19 protein-coding genes are annotated in these 24,183 nt (G+C 55.4%); 13 read left to right on the top strand and 6 right to left on the bottom strand.

Going from position 1 to position 24,183, the window contains the following annotated elements; translation table 11 throughout:
* Positions 1–31 precede the first annotated feature (31 nt).
* Positions 32–928 carry a sugar kinase gene (locus CU081_RS04270; protein ID WP_022652080.1) on the bottom strand — a complete coding sequence of 299 codons (897 nt, stop codon included), beginning with the start codon at positions 926–928 and terminating at the stop codon, positions 32–34.
* A gap of 155 nt (positions 929–1,083) precedes the next feature.
* Between CU081_RS04270 and yihU the strand changes: the two genes are divergently transcribed.
* The 7 genes from yihU to ompL all read left to right on the top strand — a co-directional run bounded on the left by yihU (position 1,084) and on the right by ompL (position 9,821).
* A complete protein-coding gene (yihU, locus tag CU081_RS04265; RefSeq protein WP_022652081.1) occupies positions 1,084–1,974 on the top strand; it encodes a sulfolactaldehyde 3-reductase in 891 nt (296 codons plus the stop codon).
* Positions 1,975–1,991: 17 nt separating this feature from the next.
* Complete coding sequence (gene yihT, locus CU081_RS04260; RefSeq protein ID WP_022652082.1) at positions 1,992–2,867, top strand: sulfofructosephosphate aldolase; 876 nt, start codon at positions 1,992–1,994, stop codon at positions 2,865–2,867.
* 14 nt (positions 2,868–2,881) lie between these two features.
* On the top strand, positions 2,882–4,123 hold the full coding sequence (gene yihS, locus CU081_RS04255) for a sulfoquinovose isomerase (RefSeq protein ID WP_003861936.1): 1,242 nt from the start codon (positions 2,882–2,884) through the stop codon (positions 4,121–4,123).
* Between the two features lie 16 nt (positions 4,124–4,139).
* On the top strand, positions 4,140–6,164 hold the full coding sequence (locus CU081_RS04250) for an alpha-glucosidase (RefSeq protein WP_022652083.1): 2,025 nt from the start codon (positions 4,140–4,142) through the stop codon (positions 6,162–6,164).
* A 45-nt stretch (positions 6,165–6,209) separates the two neighbouring features.
* Positions 6,210–7,592 (top strand): MFS transporter, encoded by a 1,383-nt coding sequence (locus CU081_RS04245; protein ID WP_022652084.1) that lies wholly within the window; start codon positions 6,210–6,212, stop codon positions 7,590–7,592.
* 43 nt (positions 7,593–7,635) lie between these two features.
* Positions 7,636–9,060, top strand: a complete 1,425-nt coding sequence (locus tag CU081_RS04240; protein ID WP_022652085.1) for an MFS transporter — start codon at positions 7,636–7,638, stop codon at positions 9,058–9,060.
* Positions 9,061–9,134: 74 nt separating this feature from the next.
* Positions 9,135–9,821: a porin OmpL gene (gene ompL / locus CU081_RS04235; RefSeq protein WP_003861929.1), complete on the top strand. Its 687-nt coding sequence runs from the start codon at positions 9,135–9,137 to the stop codon at positions 9,819–9,821.
* An 80-nt stretch (positions 9,822–9,901) separates the two neighbouring features.
* Here the strand turns inward: ompL and typA are convergent, their stop codons facing one another.
* On the bottom strand, positions 9,902–11,725 hold the full coding sequence (gene typA / locus CU081_RS04230; protein WP_006808726.1) for a ribosome-dependent GTPase TypA: 1,824 nt from the start codon (positions 11,723–11,725) through the stop codon (positions 9,902–9,904).
* A 377-nt stretch (positions 11,726–12,102) separates the two neighbouring features.
* On the opposite strand from typA, the gene glnA reads away from it, so the two are divergent.
* The 4 genes from glnA to CU081_RS04205 all read left to right on the top strand — a co-directional run bounded on the left by glnA (position 12,103) and on the right by CU081_RS04205 (position 16,373).
* Positions 12,103–13,512 carry a glutamate--ammonia ligase gene (gene glnA / locus CU081_RS04220; protein ID WP_003861925.1) on the top strand — a complete coding sequence of 470 codons (1,410 nt, stop codon included), beginning with the start codon at positions 12,103–12,105 and terminating at the stop codon, positions 13,510–13,512.
* Positions 13,513–13,679: 167 nt separating this feature from the next.
* Entirely contained in the window at positions 13,680–14,729 is a 1,050-nt protein-coding gene (gene glnL, locus CU081_RS04215; RefSeq protein WP_003861923.1) for a nitrogen regulation protein NR(II), read from the top strand.
* Between the two features lie 11 nt (positions 14,730–14,740).
* Positions 14,741–16,153 (top strand): nitrogen regulation protein NR(I), encoded by a 1,413-nt coding sequence (gene glnG, locus CU081_RS04210; RefSeq protein ID WP_003861919.1) that lies wholly within the window; start codon positions 14,741–14,743, stop codon positions 16,151–16,153.
* 109 nt (positions 16,154–16,262) lie between these two features.
* A complete protein-coding gene (locus tag CU081_RS04205) occupies positions 16,263–16,373 on the top strand; it encodes a YshB family small membrane protein (protein ID WP_017382667.1) in 111 nt (36 codons plus the stop codon).
* Positions 16,374–16,424: 51 nt separating this feature from the next.
* Here CU081_RS04205 and hemN read toward each other — a convergent pair whose 3' ends face one another.
* Both hemN and yihI read right to left on the bottom strand, forming a co-directional pair.
* Positions 16,425–17,798 carry an oxygen-independent coproporphyrinogen III oxidase gene (gene hemN / locus CU081_RS04200; RefSeq protein ID WP_022652087.1) on the bottom strand — a complete coding sequence of 458 codons (1,374 nt, stop codon included), beginning with the start codon at positions 17,796–17,798 and terminating at the stop codon, positions 16,425–16,427.
* Between the two features lie 188 nt (positions 17,799–17,986).
* A complete protein-coding gene (gene yihI / locus CU081_RS04195; protein WP_014885763.1) occupies positions 17,987–18,502 on the bottom strand; it encodes a Der GTPase-activating protein YihI in 516 nt (171 codons plus the stop codon).
* 579 nt (positions 18,503–19,081) lie between these two features.
* Between yihI and yihA the strand changes: the two genes are divergently transcribed.
* Positions 19,082–19,711: a ribosome biogenesis GTP-binding protein YihA/YsxC gene (gene yihA, locus CU081_RS04185; RefSeq protein ID WP_022652088.1), complete on the top strand. Its 630-nt coding sequence runs from the start codon at positions 19,082–19,084 to the stop codon at positions 19,709–19,711.
* 98 nt (positions 19,712–19,809) lie between these two features.
* On the opposite strand, the gene CU081_RS26820 is transcribed toward yihA, so the two are convergent.
* Together CU081_RS26820 and polA are read right to left on the bottom strand one after the other, a co-directional pair.
* Complete coding sequence (locus tag CU081_RS26820) at positions 19,810–19,857, bottom strand: spot 42 RNA, inhibition of DNA synthesis (RefSeq protein WP_071892919.1); 48 nt, start codon at positions 19,855–19,857, stop codon at positions 19,810–19,812.
* Between the two features lie 166 nt (positions 19,858–20,023).
* On the bottom strand, positions 20,024–22,816 hold the full coding sequence (gene polA, locus CU081_RS04180; protein ID WP_022652089.1) for a DNA polymerase I: 2,793 nt from the start codon (positions 22,814–22,816) through the stop codon (positions 20,024–20,026).
* 439 nt (positions 22,817–23,255) lie between these two features.
* Here polA and CU081_RS04175 point away from each other — a divergent pair, with 439 nt between their 5' ends.
* The gene (locus CU081_RS04175; protein WP_003861910.1) at positions 23,256–24,164 is read left to right on the top strand and encodes an acyltransferase; all 909 of its coding nucleotides are present in this window, start codon (positions 23,256–23,258) and stop codon (positions 24,162–24,164) included.
* Positions 24,165–24,183 lie beyond the last annotated feature (19 nt).

Raw genomic sequence — 24,183 nt, 5'->3', positions numbered from 1 at the left:
CTGTCCTCTGAAAACCATCACGCCCCGCATTTTATACAAAAAGTGACAAAAAAGAGCGGGTTTGATCACAGTCGGGTATACCCGCGCGTCCACCGGGCTTTGTGCATTTCAGCGCTGCGACGGCGCTGGCAAAACGCACAGCGTCTGAAGTGGACGATTGTTGCCCCAGACTGACCGCCAGCGCACCGTGGAACACGTCGCCCGCCCCCGTGGTATCCACCACGTTCACCTCAAAGCCGGGCTGATGACACAGTGCGCCGTTTTCCAGCCAGAAGCAGCCGTCTCGCCCCTGCGTAACATACACATGTCCATTTGTGAGCGTTTGTGCTTTCTTCAGCGCGTTTTCGGTTTCATCCCGCTGCGTTAAACGCCGCAATCCCGGCGCGGAGAAGGCCGCGTGGTCGCTTAAGGCAATCAGATCCGCGATGTCCTGCGGGGTGACATCCGCATCAAGCAACGTCGGTACGCCCTGCTGGCGGGCCAGGGTAAATGCCTGTTTTGCCCCGTCATGCCAGCGCACGTCGGCTAAGACAATGTCCCACTGCGAGAAGTCGATTTCATGCAGCCAGTCTGCCGCCGCAGGGAGATCGGGGCTGCAATAGTTCGCTATAACACGCTCCCCGCTGCCGTCCACCAGCACCGCCGATTGCGACGATCGGGCTCCCTTAACTACGCGCGTGTAGCGGGTATTCACCCCCAGGGATTCCAGCTCCGCGAGCAGCCGTCTGCCGGTATCGTCGTCCCCCACCCGGCCAATAAAATCCACTTCCGCGCCCAGTTTCGCGGCTGCCACTGCCGCCGTTGCCGCCGGGCCACCGCCCACTTCCGTATAGTCTTTTGCGACATATTTCCCACCTTCTTTCGGTAAATCATCGAGATACCAGATGCGATCCAGCACGGTAATGCCGACACAAACGATGCGAGTCATGGTGATTCCTTCTGCGATTTCTGATGCCTTCATTTTAATTTCACCAAATGTTTAAAAAGTGACCCGTGTCAATTTTTTGACTATAAATTACAAATACGATCAAAAACAGACACTACAAACGCGCAAAAATTGACACGATGTGACAGGAGAGAGGCATGTCAGCAATCGCATTTATCGGCTTAGGACAGATGGGCGCGCCCATGGCGAAGAATCTGTTGAAACAGGGCCACCAGCTTAACGTTTTTGATGTGAACCCGCAGGCGGTTCAGGCGCTGGTAGAGAGCGGCGCTCGGGCGGCGGCTACGCCAGCACAGGCAGCAACGGACGCGGAATTCGTAATTACCATGCTGCCAAACGGCAACCTGGTACGCAGCGTCCTGTTCGGCGAGCACGGCGTGTGCGAAGGATTATCCCGCGACGCGCTGGTCATTGATATGTCCACCATTCACCCGCTGCAAACCGACGCGCTGATACGCGACATGGCTGAGCAAGGCTTCAGCCTGATGGACGTGCCCGTCGGACGCACCTCTGACCATGCCATCGCCGGCACGCTGCTCCTGCTGGCAGGCGGCACGGCCCAGCAGGTTGAGCGCGCCACCCCGGTCTTAATGGCGATGGGCAATGAGCTGATTAACGCCGGCGGGCCAGGCATGGGCATCCGCGTGAAGCTTATCAATAACTACATGAGCATTGCCCTGAACGCCCTTTCCGCCGAGGCCGCCGTGCTGTGCGAAGCGCTTGGCCTCTCCTTTGACGTGGCGCTCAAGGTCATGAGCGGTACGCCTGCGGGTAAAGGCCACTTCACGACATCCTGGCCGAACAAGGTGCTGAAAGGGGATCTTTCTCCCGCCTTTATGATCGACCTTGCGCATAAAGATCTGGGGATCGCCCTCGACGTGGCTAACCAGCTCCACGTTCCGATGCCGCTGGGCGCGGCCTCCCGCGAAGTTTACAACCAGGCACGCGCCGCCGGGCGCGGGCGCGAAGACTGGACGGCCATTCTTGAACAGGTTCGCGCGTCTGCCGGGCTGAAAAAATCACACTGATACGAAAGGACTGAGGAATGACGATGTACACCCTGAAAGATATCACCCGACCTTCCGGCGGTTTTGCGATGCTGGCCGTGGATCAGCGCGAAGCGATGCGCATGATGTTTGCTGCCGCAGGCGCGCCGGTGCCGGTAACCGACCAGAACCTGACCGATTTTAAGGTCAACGCGGCAAAAATTCTGTCGCCGTACGCCTCGGCCATTCTCGTCGACCAGCAGTTCTGCTATCGCCAGATTGTCGAGCAGCAGGCCGTGGCCAACAGCTGCGCGATGATTGTGGCCGCCGACGAATTTATTCCGGGGAACGGTATTCCGGTCGACAGCGTGGCGATCGACAAGAACGTCGACGCGCAGGCGGTCAAGCGCGATGGCGGCAAAGCGCTGAAGCTGCTGGTGCTGTGGCGCAGCGATGAAGATCCGCAGCAGCGCCTGGAGATGGTGAAAGCGTTCAATACGCTCTGCCACGACAACGGGCTGCTGAGCATTATCGAGCCGGTGGTGCGTCCGCCGCGTCGCGGAGCCGAATTTAACCGCGAACAGGCGATTATCGATGCGGCCAAAGAGCTGGGCGACAGCGGTGCCGACCTTTACAAGGTGGAGATGCCGCTGTTCGGCAAGGGCACGCAGCAGGCGCTGCTGGCGGCCTCGCAAAAGCTGAACGAGAACATTGCCATGCCGTGGGTGATCCTCTCCTCCGGCGTGGACGATAAGCTCTTCCCGCGCGCCGTAAGCGTCGCCATGCAGGCGGGGGCATCGGGCTTTTTAGCCGGTCGCGCCGTCTGGTCCTCTGTGATTGGCCTGCCGGACACCGAGCTGATGCTGCGTGATATCTCCGTCCCCAAACTTCAGCGTCTGGGTGAGATCGTCGACGAAATGATGGCTCGCCGTTAAGAAAGGATCCGAACATGAAATGGTTTAACACCCTGAGCCATAACCGCTGGCTCGAACAAGAGACCGACCGCATTCTCGATTTCGGCAAAAACGCCGCCGTACCGACCGGCTTTGGCTGGCTGGGCAATAACGGCCAAGTGCGCAGCGATATGGGCACCCATCTGTGGATCACCGCCCGCATGCTGCACGTGTACGCGGTGGCGGCAAACATGGGCCGTCCCGGCGCGTATGCCCTGGTTGAGCACGGCATTAACGCCCTCAACGGTCCGCTGCGCGACAAGCAGCACGGCGGCTGGTACGCCTGCGTAAACGATGAAGGCGTGATTGATGCGTCCAAGCAGGGCTATCAGCACTTCTTCGTCCTGCTGGGCGCGGCGAGCGCCGTGACCACGGGTCACCCGCAGGCACGCAAGTTGCTGGACGACGCCATCGAGGTGATTGAGCGCTATTTCTGGAGCGAACAGGAGCAGATGTGCCTGGAGTCCTGGGACGAAGCCTTCAGCAAAACGGAAGACTATCGCGGCGGTAATGCCAACATGCACGCCGTGGAAGCTTTCCTCATCGTTTATGACGTGACCCACGACCGCAAATGGCTCGACCGCGCCCTGCGCATCGCCTCGGTGATTATTCACGACGTGGCGCGCAAAGGGGAGTACCGCGTTAACGAGCATTTTGACACCAACTGGAACCCGATCCGCGACTATAACATCGATAACCCCGCCCACCGCTTCCGCGCCTATGGCGGCACGCCTGGGCACTGGATTGAGTGGGGCCGCCTGATGCTGCACCTGCGCGCCGCCCTGGAAGCGCGCTTTGAAACCCCGCCGGAGTGGCTGCTGGAAGATGCGAAAGGACTGTTCCACGCCACCATCCGCGACGCCTGGGCACCCGACGGGGCGGACGGCTTTGTCTACTCCGTGGGCTGGGACGGCAAGCCAATCGTGCGCGAACGCGTGCGCTGGCCAATCGTCGAGGCGATGGGCACGGCCTATGCCCTCTATACCGTGACCGGCGAGGCGCAGTACGAAGCCTGGTATCAGAAATGGTGGGATTACTGCATCAAGTATCTGATGGATTACGAAAACGGATCCTGGTGGCAGGAGCTGGACACCAATAACGAAGTGACCACCAAAGTCTGGGACGGCAAGCAGGATATTTACCATCTGCTGCACTGCCTGGTGATCCCCCGCCTGCCGCTGGCGCCGGGCTTAGCGCCTGCCGTCGCCGCCGGATTACTGGATAGCCAGGCCAAATAATTAAGACGGAGTTTTTATGCGTACCCTACACAATATTGACCTGAAAAATAACGAAAGTGGCTTCACCCTGCGCTGGCAGGACCGTCTGATTTTATCCCACACCGCGGATGCCCCTTGCCTGTGGATTGGCGCAGGTGAGGCGGATATCGAGATGTTTCGCGGCAACTTCAGCATCAAAGACAAGCTCAACGAAAAGATTGCCCTGACGAACGCGACCGTTACGCAGCAAAGCGCGGGCTGGGCAATCCGCTTTACCCGCGGCGATGCGGTAAGCGCCACGCTGCTGGTGGGCGTGGATGCGGAAGGCCGTCTGGAGCTGAAGCTGAAAAATGATGCTCCCGGCCATAACCGCATCTGGCTGCGGCTGGCGGCGCAGCCAGAAGATCATATTTACGGCTGCGGCGAGCAGTTCTCGTACTTCGATCTGCGCGGCAAGCCGTTCCCGCTGTGGACCAGCGAGCAGGGCGTGGGCCGCAACAAGCAGACCTATGTCACCTGGCAGGCCGACTGCAAAGAGAACGCGGGCGGTGACTACTACTGGACCTTCTTCCCGCAGCCCACCTTCGTGAGCACCCAGAAGTACTACTGCCACGTGGATAACAGCTGCTACATGAACTTTGACTTCAGCGCCCCTGACTTCCACGAGCTGGCGTTCTGGGAAGATAACGCCACGCTGCGCTTCGAATGTGCGGAAACGTACGTCGATCTGCTGGAAAAACTGACCGGCCTGCTGGGACGCCAGCCGGAGCTGCCGGACTGGGTGTACGACGGCGTGACGCTGGGCATCCAGGGCGGCACCGAGGTGTGCCAGCAGAAGCTCGACACCATGCGTAACGGCGGCGTAAAGGTGAACGGCATCTGGGCGCAGGACTGGTCCGGCATCCGCATGACCTCCTTTGGCAAACGCGTAATGTGGAACTGGAAGTGGAACAGCGCGCTCTATCCGCAGCTTGATGCGCGTATTGCGCAGTGGAAAGAGGAAGGCGTGCAGTTCCTCTCCTATATCAACCCGTACGTCGCCAGCGATAAAGATCTCTGCGAAGAGGCCGCGAAACGCGGCTATCTGACCAAAAACGCCGACGGCAAGGACTACCACGTCGAGTTCGGCGAGTTCTACGCGGGCGTTATCGACCTGACCAACCCGGCAGCCTACGACTGGTACAAAGAGGTCATTAAAAAGAACCTGATCGAACTGGGCTGCGGCGGCTGGATGGCCGATTTCGGGGAGTACCTGCCGACCGATACCTTCCTGCACAACGGCGTGAGCGCGGAGATCATGCATAACGCCTGGCCTGCCCTGTGGGCGAAATGTAACTACGAAGCGCTGGAGGAGACCGGCAAGCTCGGGGAGATCCTGTTCTTCATGCGCGCAGGCTACACCGGTAGCCAGAAGCACTCGGTGATGATGTGGGCGGGGGATCAGAACGTCGACTGGAGCCTGGACGACGGTCTGGCTTCCGTCGTACCGGCGGCGCTGTCGCTGGCGATGACCGGGCACGGCCTGCACCACAGCGACATTGGCGGCTATACGACGCTCTTCGAGATGAAGCGCAGCAAAGAGCTGCTGCTGCGCTGGTGTGATTTCAGCGCCTTTACGCCGATGATGCGTACCCACGAGGGCAACCGCCCTGGCGATAACTGGCAGTTCGACGGCGACGCGGAAACCATTGCGCACTTCGCGCGCATGACCACCGTCTTCACCACCCTGAAGCCGTATATCAAAGCTGCGGTTGCGCAGAACGCGAAAAGCGGCCTGCCGGTGATGCGTCCGCTTTTCCTGCACTACGAGGACGACGCGCGCGCCTACACGCTGAAATACCAGTATCTGTTTGGCCGCGATCTGCTGGTGGCGCCGGTCCATGAAGAGGGACGCCGCGACTGGTCGCTCTATCTGCCGCAGGACACCTGGGTCAATGCGTGGACCGGAGAAACCTGCCAGGGCGGTGACATCACCGTTGATGCCCCGCTCGGCAAACCGCCGGTCTTCTATCGCCAGCAAAGCGAATGGGCTGATCTGTTTAGCACCTTACGTCATATCTGATAAGGCTCGCCCGCGGGAAAACCTGCGGGCAGACGGAGAACAATAATGAGTCAACATACTTCTGATCCGGCAACCCTGCGCCTGCCGTTTAAAGAAAAACTCGCCTACGGGATGGGCGATCTCGGCTCTAACATCCTGCTTGATATCGGCACGCTGTATCTGCTGAAGTTCTACACCGACGTGCTGGGGCTGCCGGGCACCTACGGCGGGATTATCTTCCTGATTGCGAAGTTTTTTACCGCCTTCACCGATATGGGCACCGGGATCATGCTCGATTCCCGGCGCAAGATCGGCCCGAAAGGGAAATTCCGCCCGTTTGTGCTGTATGCAGCCTTCCCGGTAACGTTGCTGGCGATTGCCAACTTCGTCGGCACACCGTTTGAAATCACCGGTAAAACGGTGATGGCGACGGTGCTGTTCATGCTGTACGGCCTGTTCTTCAGCATGATGAACTGCTCTTACGGCGCGATGGTGCCCGCCATCACCAAAAACCCGGACGAGCGCGCCTCGCTGGCCGCCTGGCGTCAGGGCGGCGCCACACTCGGCCTGCTGCTCTGTACGGTGGGCTTTGTCCCGGTGATGAACCTGATTGAGGGCAACGACCAGCTTGGCTACATCTTTGCCGCCACCCTCTTCTCGCTGTTCGGGCTGTTCTTTATGTGGTGGTGCTATAAGGGCGTAACCGAGCGTTACGTCGAGACGCAGCCTGCTAACCCGGCGCAGAAACCGGGGCTGTTGCAGTCGTTTCGCGCCATCGCCGGGAACCGTCCGCTGTTTATCCTGTGCATCGCTAACCTGTGCACGCTGGGCGCCTTTAACGTTAAGCTCGCCATTCAGGTCTACTACACGCAGTACGTGCTGAACGACCCGATCCTGCTGTCGTATATGGGCTTCTTCAGCATGGGCTGTATTTTTATCGGCGTCTTTATGATGCCCGGCGCGGTGCGGCGCTTCGGCAAGAAAAAGGTCTACATCAGCGGGCTGGTGATTTGGGTGGCGGGCGATCTGCTTAACTACTTCTTCGGCGGCGGCTCGGTGAGCTTTGTGGCGTTCTCCTGCCTGGCGTTCTTCGGCTCCGCGTTTGTGAACAGCCTGAACTGGGCGCTGGTATCCGATACCGTGGAGTACGGCGAGTGGCGCACCGGCGTGCGCTCCGAAGGGACGGTCTACACCGGCTTTACTTTCTTCCGTAAGGTCTCGCAGGCGCTGGCGGGCTTCTTCCCGGGGATCATGCTCACCCAGATCGGCTATGTGCCCAACGTGGTGCAGTCCGCCGGGACGGTTGAAGGGCTGCGGCAGCTGATATTTATCTACCCGAGCCTGCTGGCGGTCATCACCATCGTGGCGATGGGCTGCTTCTACAACCTCAACGAGAAGATGTATGTGCGCATCGTCGAAGAGATCGAACTGCGCAAACGTACGGCATAAATGACGTGATTGAGCGCCCTGCGGGGCGCTTTGAGGATCGACCATGACACATAATACTGATCCGTTAACCCTGAAATTGAGCCTGCGAGAGAAGTGCGCCTACGGGATGGGTGATTTTGGCTCGAACCTGATGCTGTGTATTGGCACGCTGTATCTGCTGAAGTTTTACACGGACGAGCTGGGCATGCCCGCGTTCTACGGCGGCATCATTTTTTTGGTCGCCAAGTTCTTTACCGCGTTCACCGACATGCTGACCGGGGTGCTGCTGGATTCCCGGCGTAACATTGGCCCGAGGGGGAAGTTCAGGCCATTCATACTTTACGCCTCCGTTCCGGTGGCGCTGGTCGCGACGGCGCAGTTTATGGCCAACGACTTTAGCCTGACGGTGAAAACGGCCCTCGCCACCGTGCTCTTCATGATGTTTGGCCTCTGCTACAGCCTGATGAACTGCGCCTACGGTGCGATGGTCCCAGCCATCACCAAAAACCCGAACGAGCGCGCGCAGCTTGCCGCGTGGCGTCAGGGCGGCGCAACGGTAGGACTGTTGCTCTGCACCGTCGGCTTTATGCCGATTCAGGCGCTGTTCATCAGCCAGCCCTCACTCGGCTATCTGGTGGCCGCGCTGGTGTTCGTCACCGGGGGGCTGTTCTGCATGTGGTGGTGCTACAGCGGGGTGAAAGAACGCTACGTCGAGCTTACGCCCGATCACCATAAGCCCGGCATTCTGAAATCATTCTGCGCGATTTTCCGCAATCCGCCGCTGCTGGTGCTGTGCATCGCCAACCTCTGTACCCTCGCCGCGTTTAACATCAAGCTGGCGATTCAGGTCTATTACACCCAGTACGTGCTGAACGATCTGCATCTCCTGTCGTGGATGGGCTTTTTCAGCATGGGCTGCATTCTGATTGGCGTGTTTCTGGTGCCCGGCGCGGTGAAGCGCTTTGGCAAGAAGCCGGTCTATCTGGGCGGGCTGGCGCTGTGGGCGGTGGGCGACGTGCTGAATTTCTTCTGGGGGACCAGCTCCCTGCTGTTCGTGCTGTTTTCCTGCATGGCCTTCTTCGGCACGGCGTTTGTTAATAGCCTGAACTGGGCGCTGGTGCCGGATACCGTTGATTACGGCGAGTGGAAAACCGGCATTCGCGCCGAAGGGTCGGTGTATACCGGCTATACCTTCTCGCGCAAAATCTCCGCCGCGCTCGCCGGTTTCCTGCCCGGCATTATGCTGACCCAGATTGGCTACGTACCCCATGCCGTGCAGAGCGCGGGCACGCTGCTGGGTTTTCGTCAGCTTATTTTCCTCTGGCCGTGCGGCCTGGCGATTGTTGCCGCCGTGACCATGGGGCTATTTTATAAACTCAACGAAGCGCGCTTCGCCTTTATTATCGAGGAGATTGGAAAACGGAAGAAACAGACAGCAAATACCCCTGAGATAACCACCAACAATAAAGCGTCAGCAGTCACTTTATAACTATAAATCCGGCCACTATGTCCTTCCTGTTTATCAGGAGGGAGGCCTTTCTGTACCTGATACATGGACAAATTATGAAAAGAATCATTACTGTACTGATCGTATCGTCTGTGTCCTGCCCGGTATTTGCCGGGGCCTATGTCGAAACGCGTGAAGCCTACAATACGGCCTCTGAGCTGCACGAAGTGATCCTGCGTGCGGGCTATAACTTCGATATGGGCGCGGGGCTGATGTTCACCAACGCTTATAACGTGGGGAAATGGGACGAACTGAAACACAGCTATAACGAAATCGAGGGGTGGTATCCGCTCTTCAAACCGACCGACAAACTGACCTTCCAGCCCGGCGGCTTAATTAATGACAGCAGCGCAGGATCAGGTGGCGCGGTTTATTTAGATACCAATTACAAATTTACGGACTGGTTTAATCTGACGTTCCGCTATCGCTATAACCATAACAATTACGATACGCCGGACTATAACGGGCAGATGGATAAGAACGACACGCATGAATTCGCCAACTACTGGAATTTCAAAGTGACGGATGCGTTTTTCTACACCTTTGAGCCGCACTTTTTCCAGCGGGTGAATGATTACCACAGCAAAAATGGCAAAGATCATCACTGGGAAATTACCAATAAATTCAGCTATAAGATCGACAGAAACTGGCTGCCGTATCTTGAGCTACAGTGGCTGGACCGATGGAATGATTACAACCGCGAGCAGTACCGGATCCGTTTAGGGTTGCGGTATTCGTTCTAATAAAAAAAGCCGCTGATCGCTCAGCGGCTTTTTCGTTGCCGGGTGGCGCATGCGCTTACCCGGCCTACGGCATAACCGAATTACTCTTCTTTCGCACCGCGCATTGCACGTTTACGATCGTTCTCAGTCAGGTGACGTTTACGGATACGAATTGACTGAGGCGTCACTTCGACCAGTTCGTCATCATCGATGAATTCCAGAGCCTGCTCCAGCGTCATCTTGATCGGTGGAACCAGAACCGTTGCTTCGTCAGTACCGGACGCACGCATGTTGGTCAGTTTCTTACCGGTCAGGCAGTTTACCGTCAGGTCGTTAGAACGGCTGTGAATACCGATGATCTGGCCTTCGTAAACTTCAGCACCGTGACCCAGGAACAGCTTACCGCGATCCTGCAAACCGAACAGCGCAAACGCAACCGCTTTACCCTGACCGTTGGAGATCAGCACGCCGTTGTTACGCTGGCCCACTTCGCCCGGACGAACGTCGTCGTAGTGGCTGAAGGTGGAGTACAGCAGACCGGTACCGGAAGTCATGGTCATGAACTCAGAACGGAAGCCGATCAGGCCACGGCTTGGGATCACGTAGTCGAGACGTACGCGGCCTTTGCCATCTGGATTCATGTTTTTCAGGTCGCCTTTACGCTCACCCAGTGCCTGCATCACAGAACCCTGGTGCTGCTCTTCAACGTCCAGCGTTACGTTTTCGAACGGCTCTTGTTTACGGCCATCGATTTCGCGGAAGATAACTTTCGGACGGGAAACCGCCATCTCGAAACCTTCACGACGCATGTTCTCAATCAGAACAGACAGGTGCAGCTCACCACGACCCGAAACGCGGAATGCATCAGCGTCTTCGGTTTCTTCAACGCGCAGCGCAACGTTGTGCACCAGCTCTTTGTTCAGGCGGTCAAGGATCTGACGAGAGGTAACGAACTTACCTTCTTTACCACAGAACGGAGAGGTGTTGACGTTGAAGAACATGGATACGGTTGGTTCATCAACGGACAGGGCTGGCAGCGCTTCGACGTTCTGCGGATCGCAGATGGTGTCGGAGATGTTCAGTTCACCCAGACCGGTGATGGCGATGATGTCGCCTGCTTCAGCGATGTCGCTCTCGATACGCTCAAGACCCAGGTGAGTCAGCACTTTACCGACTTTACCGTTACGGGTTTTGCCTTCGCTATCGATGATAGTGACCTGCTGGTTAGGCTTCACTTTACCGCGCTTGATACGACCAATGCCGATTACGCCAACATAGTTGTTGTAGTCGAGCTGAGAGATCTGCATTTGCAGGGTGCCTTCCAGGTCAACGTTTGGCGCAGGAACGCGGTCAACAATCGTCTGGTACAGCGGAGTCATGTCTTCCGCCATGTCTTCGTGATCCAGACCGGCGATACCGTTCAGCGCAGACGCATAAACGATAGGGAAGTCCAGCTGTTCGTCGGTCGCGTCGAGGTTAACGAACAGGTCGAAGACCTGGTCAACAACCCAGTCAGGACGCGCGCCAGGACGGTCAACCTTGTTGATCACAACGATAGGTTTCAGGCCGTGGGCAAATGCTTTTTTGGTCACGAAGCGCGTTTGCGGCATAGGGCCATCAAATGCGTCAACCACCAGCAGCACGGAATCCACCATGGACATCACGCGCTCAACTTCACCACCGAAGTCGGCGTGCCCTGGGGTATCAACGATGTTGATACGGTAGTCATTCCATTTGATAGCGGTGTTTTTGGCGAGGATGGTAATCCCACGCTCTTTCTCCAAATCGTTGGAGTCCATCACACGCTCTTGAGTTTCGGCACGAGCATCAAACGTACCGGACTGCTGTAGCAGCTTATCAACCAGGGTAGTTTTACCATGGTCGACGTGCGCGATGATGGCGATATTACGCAATTTTTCGATCACAACTTTGCCTCAGGCATTTAGAAATAGCGCGTTATTGTACACGGATTAATCGCACTACAAAACAGGATCACAAACATCCCCCGCAAACAAGTATTGCAGAGATGCTTTGTGATCGCTTTCACGGAGCGGTAAAAGGGCACTTTAACGTAAATTGCACCAATATGGTGCTCGATGTTCACACAGAAGCACTATAATGGTGCAACAAATCCAATGTGGTGCAGCCCTTCTGCACTATGGTGCGCATGATAACGCCTTTTTGGGGTGTTTTAAAAGTTGGCACAGATTTCGCTTTACAGAAATACAGTAAAAATATGGCAGCCCAGCCGATTTGAAGACCTCGTTACCACGACGACAATGACCAATCTGGAGAGTTAAGTATGTCCGCTGAACACGTTTTGACGATGCTGAACGAACATGAAGTGAAGTTTGTTGATCTGCGCTTCACCGATACCAAAGGTAAAGAACAGCACGTCACGATCCCTGCTCATCAGGTGAACGCCGAATTCTTTGAAGAAGGCAAAATGTTTGACGGCTCCTCCATTGGCGGCTGGAAAGGCATTAACGAATCCGACATGGTTCTGATGCCAGATGCAACCACTGCGCTCATTGACCCGTTCTACGAAGAACCTACGCTGATCATCCGCTGCGATATTCTGGAACCTGGCACGCTGCAAGGCTATGACCGTGACCCACGCTCCATCGCAAAACGCGCTGAAGAGTACCTGCGCTCTACCGGCATCGCAGACACCGTTCTGTTCGGGCCAGAGCCAGAGTTCTTCCTGTTCGACGACATCCGTTTTGGCGCTTCCATTTCTGGCTCCCACGTCGCTATCGATGACATCGAAGGCGCATGGAACTCTTCCACCAAGTACGAAGGTGGTAACAAAGGTCACCGTCCGGGCGTGAAAGGCGGTTACTTCCCGGTTCCTCCGGTCGATTCTTCACAGGACATCCGTTCTACCATGTGTCTGATCATGGAAGAGATGGGCCTGGTTGTTGAAGCGCACCACCACGAAGTGGCAACGGCTGGCCAGAACGAGATCGCTACCCGCTTCAACACCATGACCAAAAAAGCGGATGAGATTCAGATCTACAAATACGTTGTACACAACGTTGCGCACCGTTTCGGTAAAACCGCGACCTTCATGCCAAAACCAATGTTTGGCGACAACGGTTCCGGCATGCACTGCCACATGTCCCTGTCCAAGAACGGCACCAACCTGTTCTCTGGTGACAAGTATGCGGGTCTGTCTGAGCAGGCGCTGCACTACATCGGCGGTGTTATCAAACACGCTAAAGCGATCAACGCCCTGGCGAACCCGACCACGAACTCCTACAAGCGTCTGGTTCCAGGCTACGAAGCACCCGTGATGCTGGCGTACTCTGCCCGTAACCGTTCTGCTTCTATCCGTATCCCGGTGGTTGCGTCTCCGAAAGCGCGTCGTATCGAAGTGCGCTTCCCGGACCCGGCGGCTAACCCATACCTGTGCTTCGCAGCACTGCTGATGGCCGGTCTGGACGGTATCAAGAACAAGATCCACCCGGGCGAAGCCATGGACAAAAACCTGTACGACCTGCCGCCAGAAGAAGCGAAAGAGATCCCACAGGTTGCCGGCTCTCTGGAAGAAGCCCTGCAAGCGCTGGACGCAGACCGCGAGTTCCTGACCGCTGGCGGCGTGTTCACCGATGAAGCTATCGACGCTTACATCGCGCTGCGTACCGAAGAAAACGACCGCGTTCGCATGACGCCGCACCCGGTTGAGTTTGAACTGTACTACAGCGTTTAATTGTTTTGTTTTACCCGGCGCATACGCGTCGGGAGTAGTTGCCGTGGAAACTTTAGCCCATCTTCGGATGGGCTTTTTTCTCCACCAACAACCTGATCTCACGCGCTTTTTACCTCTAAAACGCTATACTGCACTAAAATAGTGCAACGACTCCAGGAGACTGCTGAATGGCAACTGGCACGCTGCCCGATGCTGGGCAGATCCTCAATTCTTTGATTAACAGTATTTTGCTGGTCGACGACGAGCTGGCGGTGCATTACGCCAACCCGGCGGCGCAACAGCTGCTCGCCCAAAGCGCCAGAAAACTGTTTGGCACGCCGCTGCCGGAACTGCTGAGCTATTTCTCGCTGAATATTGGTCTGATGCAGGAGAGTTTGCAGGCGGGTCAGGGCTTCACCGATAACGAAGTGACGCTGGTGATTGACGGACGCTCGCATATTTTGTCCCTCACCGCACAGCGCCTGCCAGATGGCATGATTCTGCTGGAAATGGCGCCGATGGATAACCAACGTCGTCTCAGCCAGGAGCAGCTTCAGCATGCGCAGCAGATTGCGGCGCGCGACCTGGTGCGCGGGCTGGCCCATGAGATCAAAAACCCGCTGGGCGGCTTACGCGGTGCGGCACAGCTTTTGACCAAAGCGCTGCCTGACCCTGCCCTGGCGGAGTATACCAACGTCATTATTGAGCAGGCGGACCGTCTGCGTAATCTGGTCGATCGCCTGCTCGGGCCACAGCAGCCGGGGATGCATGTTTCAGAAAGCATTCACAAGGTCGCGGAGCGGGTGGTGAAACTCGTCTCTATGGAGCTGCCGGATAACGTCACGCTGGTGCGTGATTACGACCCAAGCCTGCCGGAGCTGGCGCACGATCCGGACCAGATTGAACAGGTGCTGTTGAACATTGTGCGTAACGCGTTGCAGGCGCTGGGCCCGGAGGGTGGCGAAATTATTCTGCGTACCCGCACCGCGTTCCAGCTGACGCTGCACGGCGTGCGTTATCGTCTGGCGGCACGTATTGATGTGGAAGATAACGGGCCGGGGATCCCGCCGCATCTCCAGGACACTCTGTTCTACCCGATGGTCAGCGGTCGCGAAGGCGGCACCGGGCTGGGGTTATCCATAGCCCGAAATTTGATTGACCAACACTCCGGCAAAATTGAATTTACCAGTTGGCCGGGACATACCGAGTTTTCGGTTTTCCTGCCGATTAAAAAATAAAGGTGACGTTTATGCAACGAGGGATAGTCTGGGTAGTCGATGACGATAGCTCCATCCGTTGGGTGCTTGAACGCGCACTCACGGGAGCGGGATTAAGCTGCACGACGTTTGAGAGCGGCAGCGAGGTGCTCGACGCACTCACCACCAAAACGCCGGACGTTCTGCTCTCGGATATTCGCATGCCGGGCATGGACGGACTGGCGCTCTTAAAGCAGATCAAACAGCGCCACCCCATGCTTCCGGTCATCATAATGACCGCCCACTCCGACCTGGATGCCGCCGTTAGCGCCTACCAGCAGGGGGCGTTTGATTATCTGCCAAAACCGTTTGATATCGACGAAGCCGTTGCCCTGGTCGAACGCGCCATCAGCCACTATCAGGAGCAACAGCAGCCCCGCCACGCGCCGGATTTCGGGCCTACGACGGACATCATCGGTGAAGCGCCGGCCATGCAGGACGTGTTTCGCATCATCGGGCGTCTGTCGCGCTCGTCTATCAGCGTCTTGATTAACGGTGAATCAGGGACCGGTAAAGAGCTGGTTGCGCACGCCCTGCATCGCCACAGCCCGCGGGCGAAAGCGCCTTTCATCGCCCTGAACATGGCGGCGATCCCCAAAGATTTGATTGAATCTGAGCTATTCGGCCACGAAAAAGGGGCGTTTACCGGGGCAAATACCATTCGTCAGGGACGCTTTGAACAGGCTGACGGCGGAACGCTATTCCTGGATGAAATCGGCGATATGCCGCTGGATGTTCAGACCCGATTGCTGCGCGTGCTGGCAGATGGCCAGTTTTACCGCGTGGGCGGGTATGCGCCGGTGAAGGTGGACGTGCGTATTATTGCCGCGACGCACCAGAACCTGGAGCTGCGCGTGCAGGAGGGGAAATTCCGTGAAGATTTATTCCATCGTCTGAACGTGATCCGTGTCCACCTGCCGCCGCTGCGCGAGCGTCGGGAAGATATCCCGCGTCTGGCGCGCCATTTCCTGCAAGTGGCGGCCCGCGAGCTGGGCGTGGAAGCCAAGCAGCTTCATCCGGAAACGGATGCCGCCCTCACCCGTCTGGCGTGGCCTGGCAACGTGCGTCAGCTGGAAAACACCTGTCGCTGGCTGACCGTGATGGCCGCCGGACAGGAAGTGTTGATTCAGGATCTCCCCGCCGAGCTGTTTGAAGCCACCGTGCCCGAAAGCACCGCCGGACATGCGCTGCCGGACAGCTGGGCGACGCTGCTGGCGCAGTGGGCAGATCGCGCGCTGCGTTCCGGTCATCAAAATCTGCTCTCCGAAGCGCAGCCTGAGATGGAGCGCACGCTGTTAACTACCGCGCTTCGTCATACCCAGGGCCACAAACAGGAAGCGGCTCGCCTGTTGGGATGGGGTCGAAACACCCTGACGCGCAAGCTGAAAGAGCTGGGAATGGAGTGATCTTACTCCGCTGTGTAAAGGTTACTAATTGAGCGCAAAGTGCCGTTATTTTGCGCTTTACTGTTCCGATGAGTTTTGTATGATCGTGCCCGGAAACAGGGGGAGCATCATGCTGGAATCATTAGTGACTTTGCTTTCGAGCGGAGCAGCAGAAAGCCACACGCCACAAACTGCCGTTGCGGCGGTGCTGTGTGCGGCGCTGGTTGGGCTGTTTAGCTAACGAGCTGTTGATGAAAAGCCGGGTGGCGCTTCGCTTACCCGGCTTTTCAACTTAAATCACCCGCGAGAACTGCTGTAAACGCGCCTTCTGACGTAGATAGGCATCGAAGCACATGCAGATATTACGAATCAACAGACGTCCTTTCGGCGTGACGACCACCGCGCTTTCCGACACATCCACCAGCCCGTCCTTCGCCAGCGGCGCAAGGAGTTTCAGGTCTTCGGCAAAGTAATCGCTGAATTGCAGATCCCATTGCGACTCCACCTCGCGGAATTCGAGACGGAAGTTGCAGATAAGCGCCTTAATCACATCACGACGGATGCAATCGTCACGCGTTAACGCAATGCCGCGCCACAATGCGTTACCCGTTTCATCAACCTGCTGGTAGTACAGCTTCAGCTCTTTCTGGTTCTGAGCGTAGCAGTCGCCAATCATGCTGATGGCGGAGACGCCCATTCCGAGCAGATCGGTATCGCCCTGGGTGGTGTAACCCTGGAAGTTACGGTGGAGAACACCTTCGCGCTGGGCAATTGCCAGTTCGTCGTCAGGGCGGGCAAAGTGATCCATCCCGATAAACTGATAGCCGGTTTCGGTCAGCGAGGCGATGGTCTCCTGCAAAATATCCAGCTTCTGCTGGGCGGAAGGCAGATCCGCATCTTTGATTTTGCGCTGAGCGGCGAACAGCGTCGGCAGGTGCGCGTAATTAAAGACGCTCAGACGGTCCGGGTTAAGCTCAGCCACGCGTTTAAGCGTGTAGGCGAAGCTCTCCGGCGTCTGCTTCGGCAGGCCGTAAATCAGGTCTATATTCGTTGAGGTAAAGCCGATTTCACGCGCATGGTTGAGTAAGGCAAAGATAAACGCTTCGTCCTGCTCGCGGTTTACCAGGCGCTGTACTTCTTTATTGAAGTCCTGTACGCCCATACTCAGGCGGTTGAAGCCTTCAGCGCGTAAATGATCCAGCACATCCAGCTCGATTTCACGTGGATCGACCTCGATCGAAATTTCGGCGTCGTCGTTAAAACTGAAATTGTCGCGCAGCAGCGCCATCAGGCGGCTGATCTGCGCTTTATTCAGATAGGTTGGCGTACCACCGCCCCAGTGAAGCTGGCTAACGTGACGCCCTTTAAACAGCGGTGCGCGGTGCAGAATTTCCTGTTCGAGCGCATCGAGGTATTGATCGGCTTTGTGCTGCTGGCGGGTAACGATTTTATTGCAGCCGCAGAAGTAGCAGAGCTTATGGCAGAATGGAATATGGACGTAGAGCGACAGCGGGCGCTCGGGATAGCGCGCCACAGCATGCTGAAAATCCGCCTCGCCGAAAGCGTCAGAAAACTCCAGCGCGGTGGGGTATGAGGTATAACGCGGCCCGGAATAGTTATATTTCTGGATCAGGGCCAAATCCCAGTCGATAGATGGTACAGACATGCTCACTCCTTCCGTTGGTGTCGCGTTCTTATACGGCGGCCCGTTCTGGTCCCGTTGCGGGCCATCATTCGGGTGCGCAGCCACTTCTGTCGCCGCGACAACCGCCGTAGTTTAACGAATAACCACACCAGATAACATATAACCGGAAGGGTTATAAGCAGGACGAGTGTACCTGCCGGGTGCAAATGTTAGTTTCCACCCTTCAGAAGACGCATCATATCTTCCTGCTTTTCGTCTTCCTCTTCGTCGTCTTCGTCATCGTAAGACAGACCCAGCTTCTGCATCAGCTCGTCGATGCGATCCAGTTTGGCATCCACCCATGACTGCTCTTCGGCGGTCAAGGTTTCACCCTCTTCAAGACGTTCCAGCAGCGCGTCCAGGCGCTCATCGTTCTCCAGCAAATCCAGCTCAGCCTGCGGTGAAAGCATAGGTTTCTCGCTCTTTGGTTTGTGCTGCTTAGTGACCGGGGTGTCTGTCACGCCCAGTGGAATGGGAGTTTTACTGCCGATACGAGGATCTTTCTGCTGTTTGCCTTTTGCAGAAGCGCCTGCGGCACCGCCACCGTTAGCACGGCTACCCGCAGCATGGCCACGATGTTTTTTATCGCGTTTGCGATCGCGCGCTTCCTGATTCAGTTCTTCGCGCGTTTTGCGGCGTGCTTTTGCAGGGCGTTTCGCGCCCGCAGCGGAGGTCGGTTTTTTCATGATGTTTTATCTTTAAGTCGTTTTCTTCAGTATAGAATTGCGGCGAAATCTAGCAGAAAGCAAGCAAAGAAAAAAGGCGACAGAGCAATCTGTCGCCTTTTTTCCTGACTCACAACCCTTAACGGGTCAGACATTCCCTGTTTGCCTGCAACAAACCCTGTTTATCCCTTGGCTACTACCGTCCGTGATACGGTTCCGTTTCCTGTTAAAAACGCCTCCAGGCGCCGGTCGTCCTGACAATCCTGAGTCTTCGCCTCCTGGCGCTCCTGACCCTTATCCTTAAGTCGTTATCCTGTTGGCATCCTCGCCGTAGCACACACTTTACCTTGTTCCTTTAAACTAACAAGCAACGAAAAGGTACAAAACCGGATTTTCAGATAATTACTCATTAATAACTCTTTGAATTTTAATATCTTGAGTTTTTTAGCCCCTGCGATTTCTCTTAAATTTCTCATACGCTTAAGGGCAAATCTCTTACATTTCGCAGGGCTTTCACTTACATGTCAATGACGAAGGGAAAAGCCTTTTGCCCGCATTCAGGTATAATCCCCGCAGATTACGATTTTTGGAGACGACCACGTGACTACCTGGAACTACCAACAGACGCATTTTGTCACCAGTGCGCCCGATATTCGCCACCTGCCCTCAGACACAGGGATTGAAGTGGCATTTGCTGGCCGCTCCAATGCGGGAAAATCCAGTGCCCTGAATACGCTGACCAATCAGAAAAACCTGGCGCGTACCTCAAAAACACCTGGCCGTACACAACTGATTAACCTGTTTGAAGTGGCTGAAGGCAGACGCCTGGTCGATTTACCGGGCTACGGTTACGCGCAGGTACCGGAAGAGATGAAGATCAAATGGCAGCGTGCGCTGGGTGAATACCTGGAAAAACGCATGTGTCTGAAAGGCCTGGTGGTGCTGATGGATATTCGTCATCCGCTGAAAGATCTCGACCAGCAGATGATTGACTGGGCGGTGGCAAGCGATATTGCGGTGCTGGTACTGCTGACAAAAGCGGATAAGCTGGCGAGCGGCGCGCGCAAGGCACAGGTGAATAAGGTTCGTGAAGCGGTGCTGGCATTCAACGGTGATGTACAGGTTGAACCGTTCTCCTCGCTGAAAAAGCAGGGCGTGGATAAACTGCGTCAGAAGCTCGACAGCTGGTTTAACGATCTGGAACCGGCGACAGAAGCGGAAGCAGAGTAATAACAGGCGCGGCGATGACCGCGCTTTTTTTCGCCTGAAACTTTCTTTGCCGCAATAAAAAACGCCCCAGTCATTACTGACTGGGGCGGCTAAAATATTCAGCCAAATCCGATTACGTGAAGTAAAAGGTCTGAAAGATAGAACATCTTACCTCTGTACCCTACGTCGTTAACTCTACTCTTTTTTTATCGCTGGACAAAGCACTTTTTGTAGTTTTTTTTCATTCTTTACATAGGGAATTCTAATGATCGTCACAAAACGCGCGTACTTATGTTGCTTACTTACATAAAACGCGCGTTATTCCGTTAACCCTTAGTGAGCCTGATCCCAGTTTTCGCCGCTACCCACTTCCACCAGCAACGGAACGTCCAGCTTCATGCTGTTTTCCATCAGTTCATGGATCTTCTGAGAGACCGTCTCCAGATCGTCTTTATGAACTTCAAAGACCAGTTCATCGTGTACCTGCATGATCATTTTCACGCGCGGCTTCTCTTTTTCCAACCAGGCATCGACGGCGATCATTGCGCGTTTAATGATGTCCGCCGCAGTGCCCTGCATAGGGGCGTTAATCGCAGCACGTTCAGCACCCGCGCGGCGCGCGGCGTTGCTGGATTTGATGTCCGGAAGGTAGAGACGACGGCCATCCAGCGTTTCAACGTAGCCTTTCTCTTTCGCCTGCGCGCGGGTACGTTCCATATATTCCAGCACGCCCGGATACCGCTCGAAGTAGAGATCCATATACTTCTGCGACTCTTTACGCGGAATATTGAGCTGGCGTGAAAGACCAAAGGCACTCATGCCGTAAATCAGACCGAAGTTGATCGCTTTTGCGCTACGACGCTGCTCATTTGTCACGCTCTCCAGCGGCATCCCAAACACTTCGGCAGCGGTTGCCCGGTGGATATCCTTCCCTTCGGCAAAGGCCGTCAGCAGGCCTTTGTCGCGTGACAGGTGCGCCATAATACGCAGTTCGATTTGCGAGTAGTCCGCGGAGACAATCAGATAATCCTCTGGCGCAATGAAAGCCTGGCGAATACGGCGGCCCTCTTCATTACGCACCGGAATGTTCTGAAGGTTAGGATCGGTTGACGAAAGTCGCCCGGTCGCCGCCACAGCCTGGTGATAGGAGGTGTGCACGCGGCCCGTTTTCGGGTTGATCATCAACGGCAGTTTGTCGGTATAGGTCGATTTCAGCTTAGCCAGACCGCGGTATTGCAGAATAACTTTTGGCAGCGGATAGTCCAGAGCCAGCTCTTCCAGCACCTCTTCAGACGTTGAAGGAGCGCCGCCCGGGGTTTTCTTCAGCGGCTTGATACCCTGTTTTTCAAACAGGATGGTTTGCAGCTGTTTCGGTGACGACAGGTTAAATGCCTCGCCAGCAAGCTCATGCGCCTTCTGTTCAAGCTCGGTCAGGCGCTGCGCCAGCTCACCAGAGTGGTTATGCAGCACCGTTGGGTCGATTTTAACGCCATTGCGCTCAATGCGGGACAGCACAGGCACCAGCGGCATCTCAATGTTCCGGAACACATTCAGCGGCCCTTCGTGCTTCTGCAATTTCGGCCACATTTTGAGATGCAGCTGTAGCGTGACGTCAGCGTCTTCCGCGGCGTAGCGGCCTGCCTCTTCCAGCGAGATCTGGTTAAAGGTCAGCTGATTTTTACCCTTACCGGCAATTTCTTCAAAGGTGATGGTTTTGTGTTTCAGCCAACGATCGGATAAGGAATCCATATCATGGCGGCCCGCCACGCTGTCCAGAATGTAAGATTCAAGCATGGTGTCAAAAGCGATACCACGCAGATCAATGCCGTAGTTTTGCAGAATACCGCGGTCATACTTCAGGTTTTGCCCGACCTTCAGCGCTTTCTCGTCTTCCAGAATCGGCTTCAGTAGTTCTAAGGCGCGCTCGCGGGAGATTTGCTCCGGCGCATCCAGATAGTCGTGAGCAACCGGAACATAGGCGGCAACACCCGGCTCCGTCGCGAATGACAGACCCACCATATTAGCCGTAATGTTATCAAGGCTGTCCGTTTCGGTATCGAAAGCAAATACTGGCGCTTTTTTCAGCTTTTCAATCCAGGCGACGAGCCGTGACTCTTCCAGGATGGTTTCATAGTTGTCGAAGGAGAGCGCTACCGCCTCTTCTTCTGACTGCTCTTCGGCATCGACAACGATGGTCTCTTTCGGCTTCGCCGCAGGTTTAGCCCCTTTCGCCTGAAGCCATTTCCCGGCTTCAACATCCGCGGTCCAGCGTTTAAATTCGTATTTTCTGAACAGGCCAAGCAGTTCGTCGGCGGCGGGTTCCTGCACTTCCAGCTGCTCGCAGGTAAGCTCCAGCTCCACGTCAGTTTTGATGGTGGCCAACTGATAGGAGAGATAAGCCACCTCTTTGTTATCGGCGAGCTTTCCGGCCATGGTTTTTGCGCCACGGAAGGTAAGACCGGCAATTTTGTCGGATTCTGCGTACAGCGTATCCAGCCCGCCCAGCCCTTGCAGCAGCGCCTGAGCGGTTTTTTCACCCACGCCCGGCACGCCAGGAATGTTATCCGAGGAATCGCCCATCAGGGCGAGGAAATCAATAATGAGCTCTGGCGGCACACCATATTTGGCGACCACTTCTTCCGGGCCAAGAATGGTGTTTGTCATGGTGTTGATCAGCGTAATCCCTGGCGTTACCAGCTGCGCCATGTCTTTATCACCGGTACTGATCAGAACCGGGCGGCCTGCTTTTTCCGCTTCGCGCGCCAGGGTACCAATTACGTCGTCAGCTTCAACACCAGAGACCGCCAGCAGTGGCAGCCCCATCGCTTTCACCATAGCGTGCAGCGGTTCAATCTGCGCACGCAGATCGTCAGGCATAGGGGGACGGTGTGATTTGTAATGCTCAAATAATTCATCGCGGAAGGTTTTACCCTTCGCATCAAACACCACGGCCGCATGGGTTGGGTGGTATTGCAGAATCAGGCTGCGCAGCATATTCAGCACGCCGTACATTGCGCCGGTAGGTTCCCCTGCGCTGTTGGTCAGAGGAGGAAACGCATGATACGCCCGATACAGGTAAGAAGAGCCATCGACGAGTATAAGTGGGTTTTCTGGGATCTGAACCATAATGTCCGTGCCTGTTATGAATTTATGGGTAAAGGATGCCACAGAAGGATGAAAACATCAGGTTTTAGCGCTTTATACAGAAAAAGATTTTGCGATCGGGAAGATCGCTCGCAAAACAAAACTGTGGATAAGTTTGTGCATATTTTTAATACAGGTGAATAACAGCTTGATAAAAGTGATATTGAAAACTTATTTATCTATTTAAATCAAACAATTAATACAAGATCAATTAAGATCACACCTCACTGATGGTTATTTAGTCTATGTGGATATAAGGCTTAAGCACCTTGTCTATAGGGAAAAATTCGAGGCCTGCCCGGAAAAGCCGCGGCCTCCTGGTGTGAAAGCACCCTGGTCTGAGCGAATTTCTGATAAGATCGGCGCCCAGCACCGGATAGCCGGCTGCTCAATTACAGCTAACTATCTGAAAAAATTCATCATGTCGAGAATACTCGCTGCGATAACATTATTGTTAAGCGTCATTTTAACTATTCTGGTTACTATCGCCTGTTCTGTGCCAATCATCGTTGCCGGAATAATTAAGCTCCTGTTGCCTGTCCCTCCGGTATGGCGCGCGGTGTCTGCTTTTTGTAATTTTATGATGTACTGCTGGTGTGAAGGCCTGGCGATCCTGCTGCATCTGAACCCCTGGCTGAAGTGGGACGTTCAGGGTCTGGAGAAGCTGAACAAAAAGAACTGGTATCTGCTGATCTGCAATCACCACAGCTGGGCCGACATTGTTGTATTGTGCGTACTGTTTCGCAAACACATTCCGATGAATAAATACTTTCTGAAACAGCAGCTGGCCTGGGTGCCTTTCATTGGTCTGGCCTGCTGGGCGCTGGATATGCCGTTTATGAAACGCTATTCACGCAGCTATTTGATTCGTCATCCGGAACGCCGCGGTAAGGACGTGGAAACCACGCGCCGTTCTTGCGAGAAGTTTCGCGCGCATCCCACCACCATTGTTAACTTCGTCGAAGGATCGCGCTTTACCGAAGAGAAGCGCCAGCAAACTCGCTCTCCTTATCAGAACCTGTTGCCGCCAAAGGCTGCGGGCATCGCAATGGCGCTCAACGTGCTGGGTGAGCAGTTCGATAAATTGTTGAACGTAACGCTCTGCTATCCGGAAAACGACAGGACGCCATTCTACGACATGCTCAGCGGCAGGCTGACGCGTATCGTTGTCCGCGTTGATCTGGTGCCCGTCAATACTGAACTGCACGGGGATTACGTCAACGATAAAAACTTCAAACGTCGTTTCCAGCTTTGGCTTAATACACTCTGGAAAGAGAAAGACGAGCAGATAGCGAAGATTAAATCTTCATACAAAAACGCCGGTCAGTGACCGGCGTTTTTCTTTATGG

Origin of the sequence: Enterobacter sp. CRENT-193 (assembly GCF_002787395.1) — a bacterium.
GTDB classification, from domain to species: Bacteria; Pseudomonadota; Gammaproteobacteria; order Enterobacterales; family Enterobacteriaceae; genus Enterobacter; species Enterobacter hormaechei_C.
The sequence above is the reverse complement of the archived record's forward strand: the minus strand, read 5'-3'. Positions and strand labels throughout refer to the sequence as shown.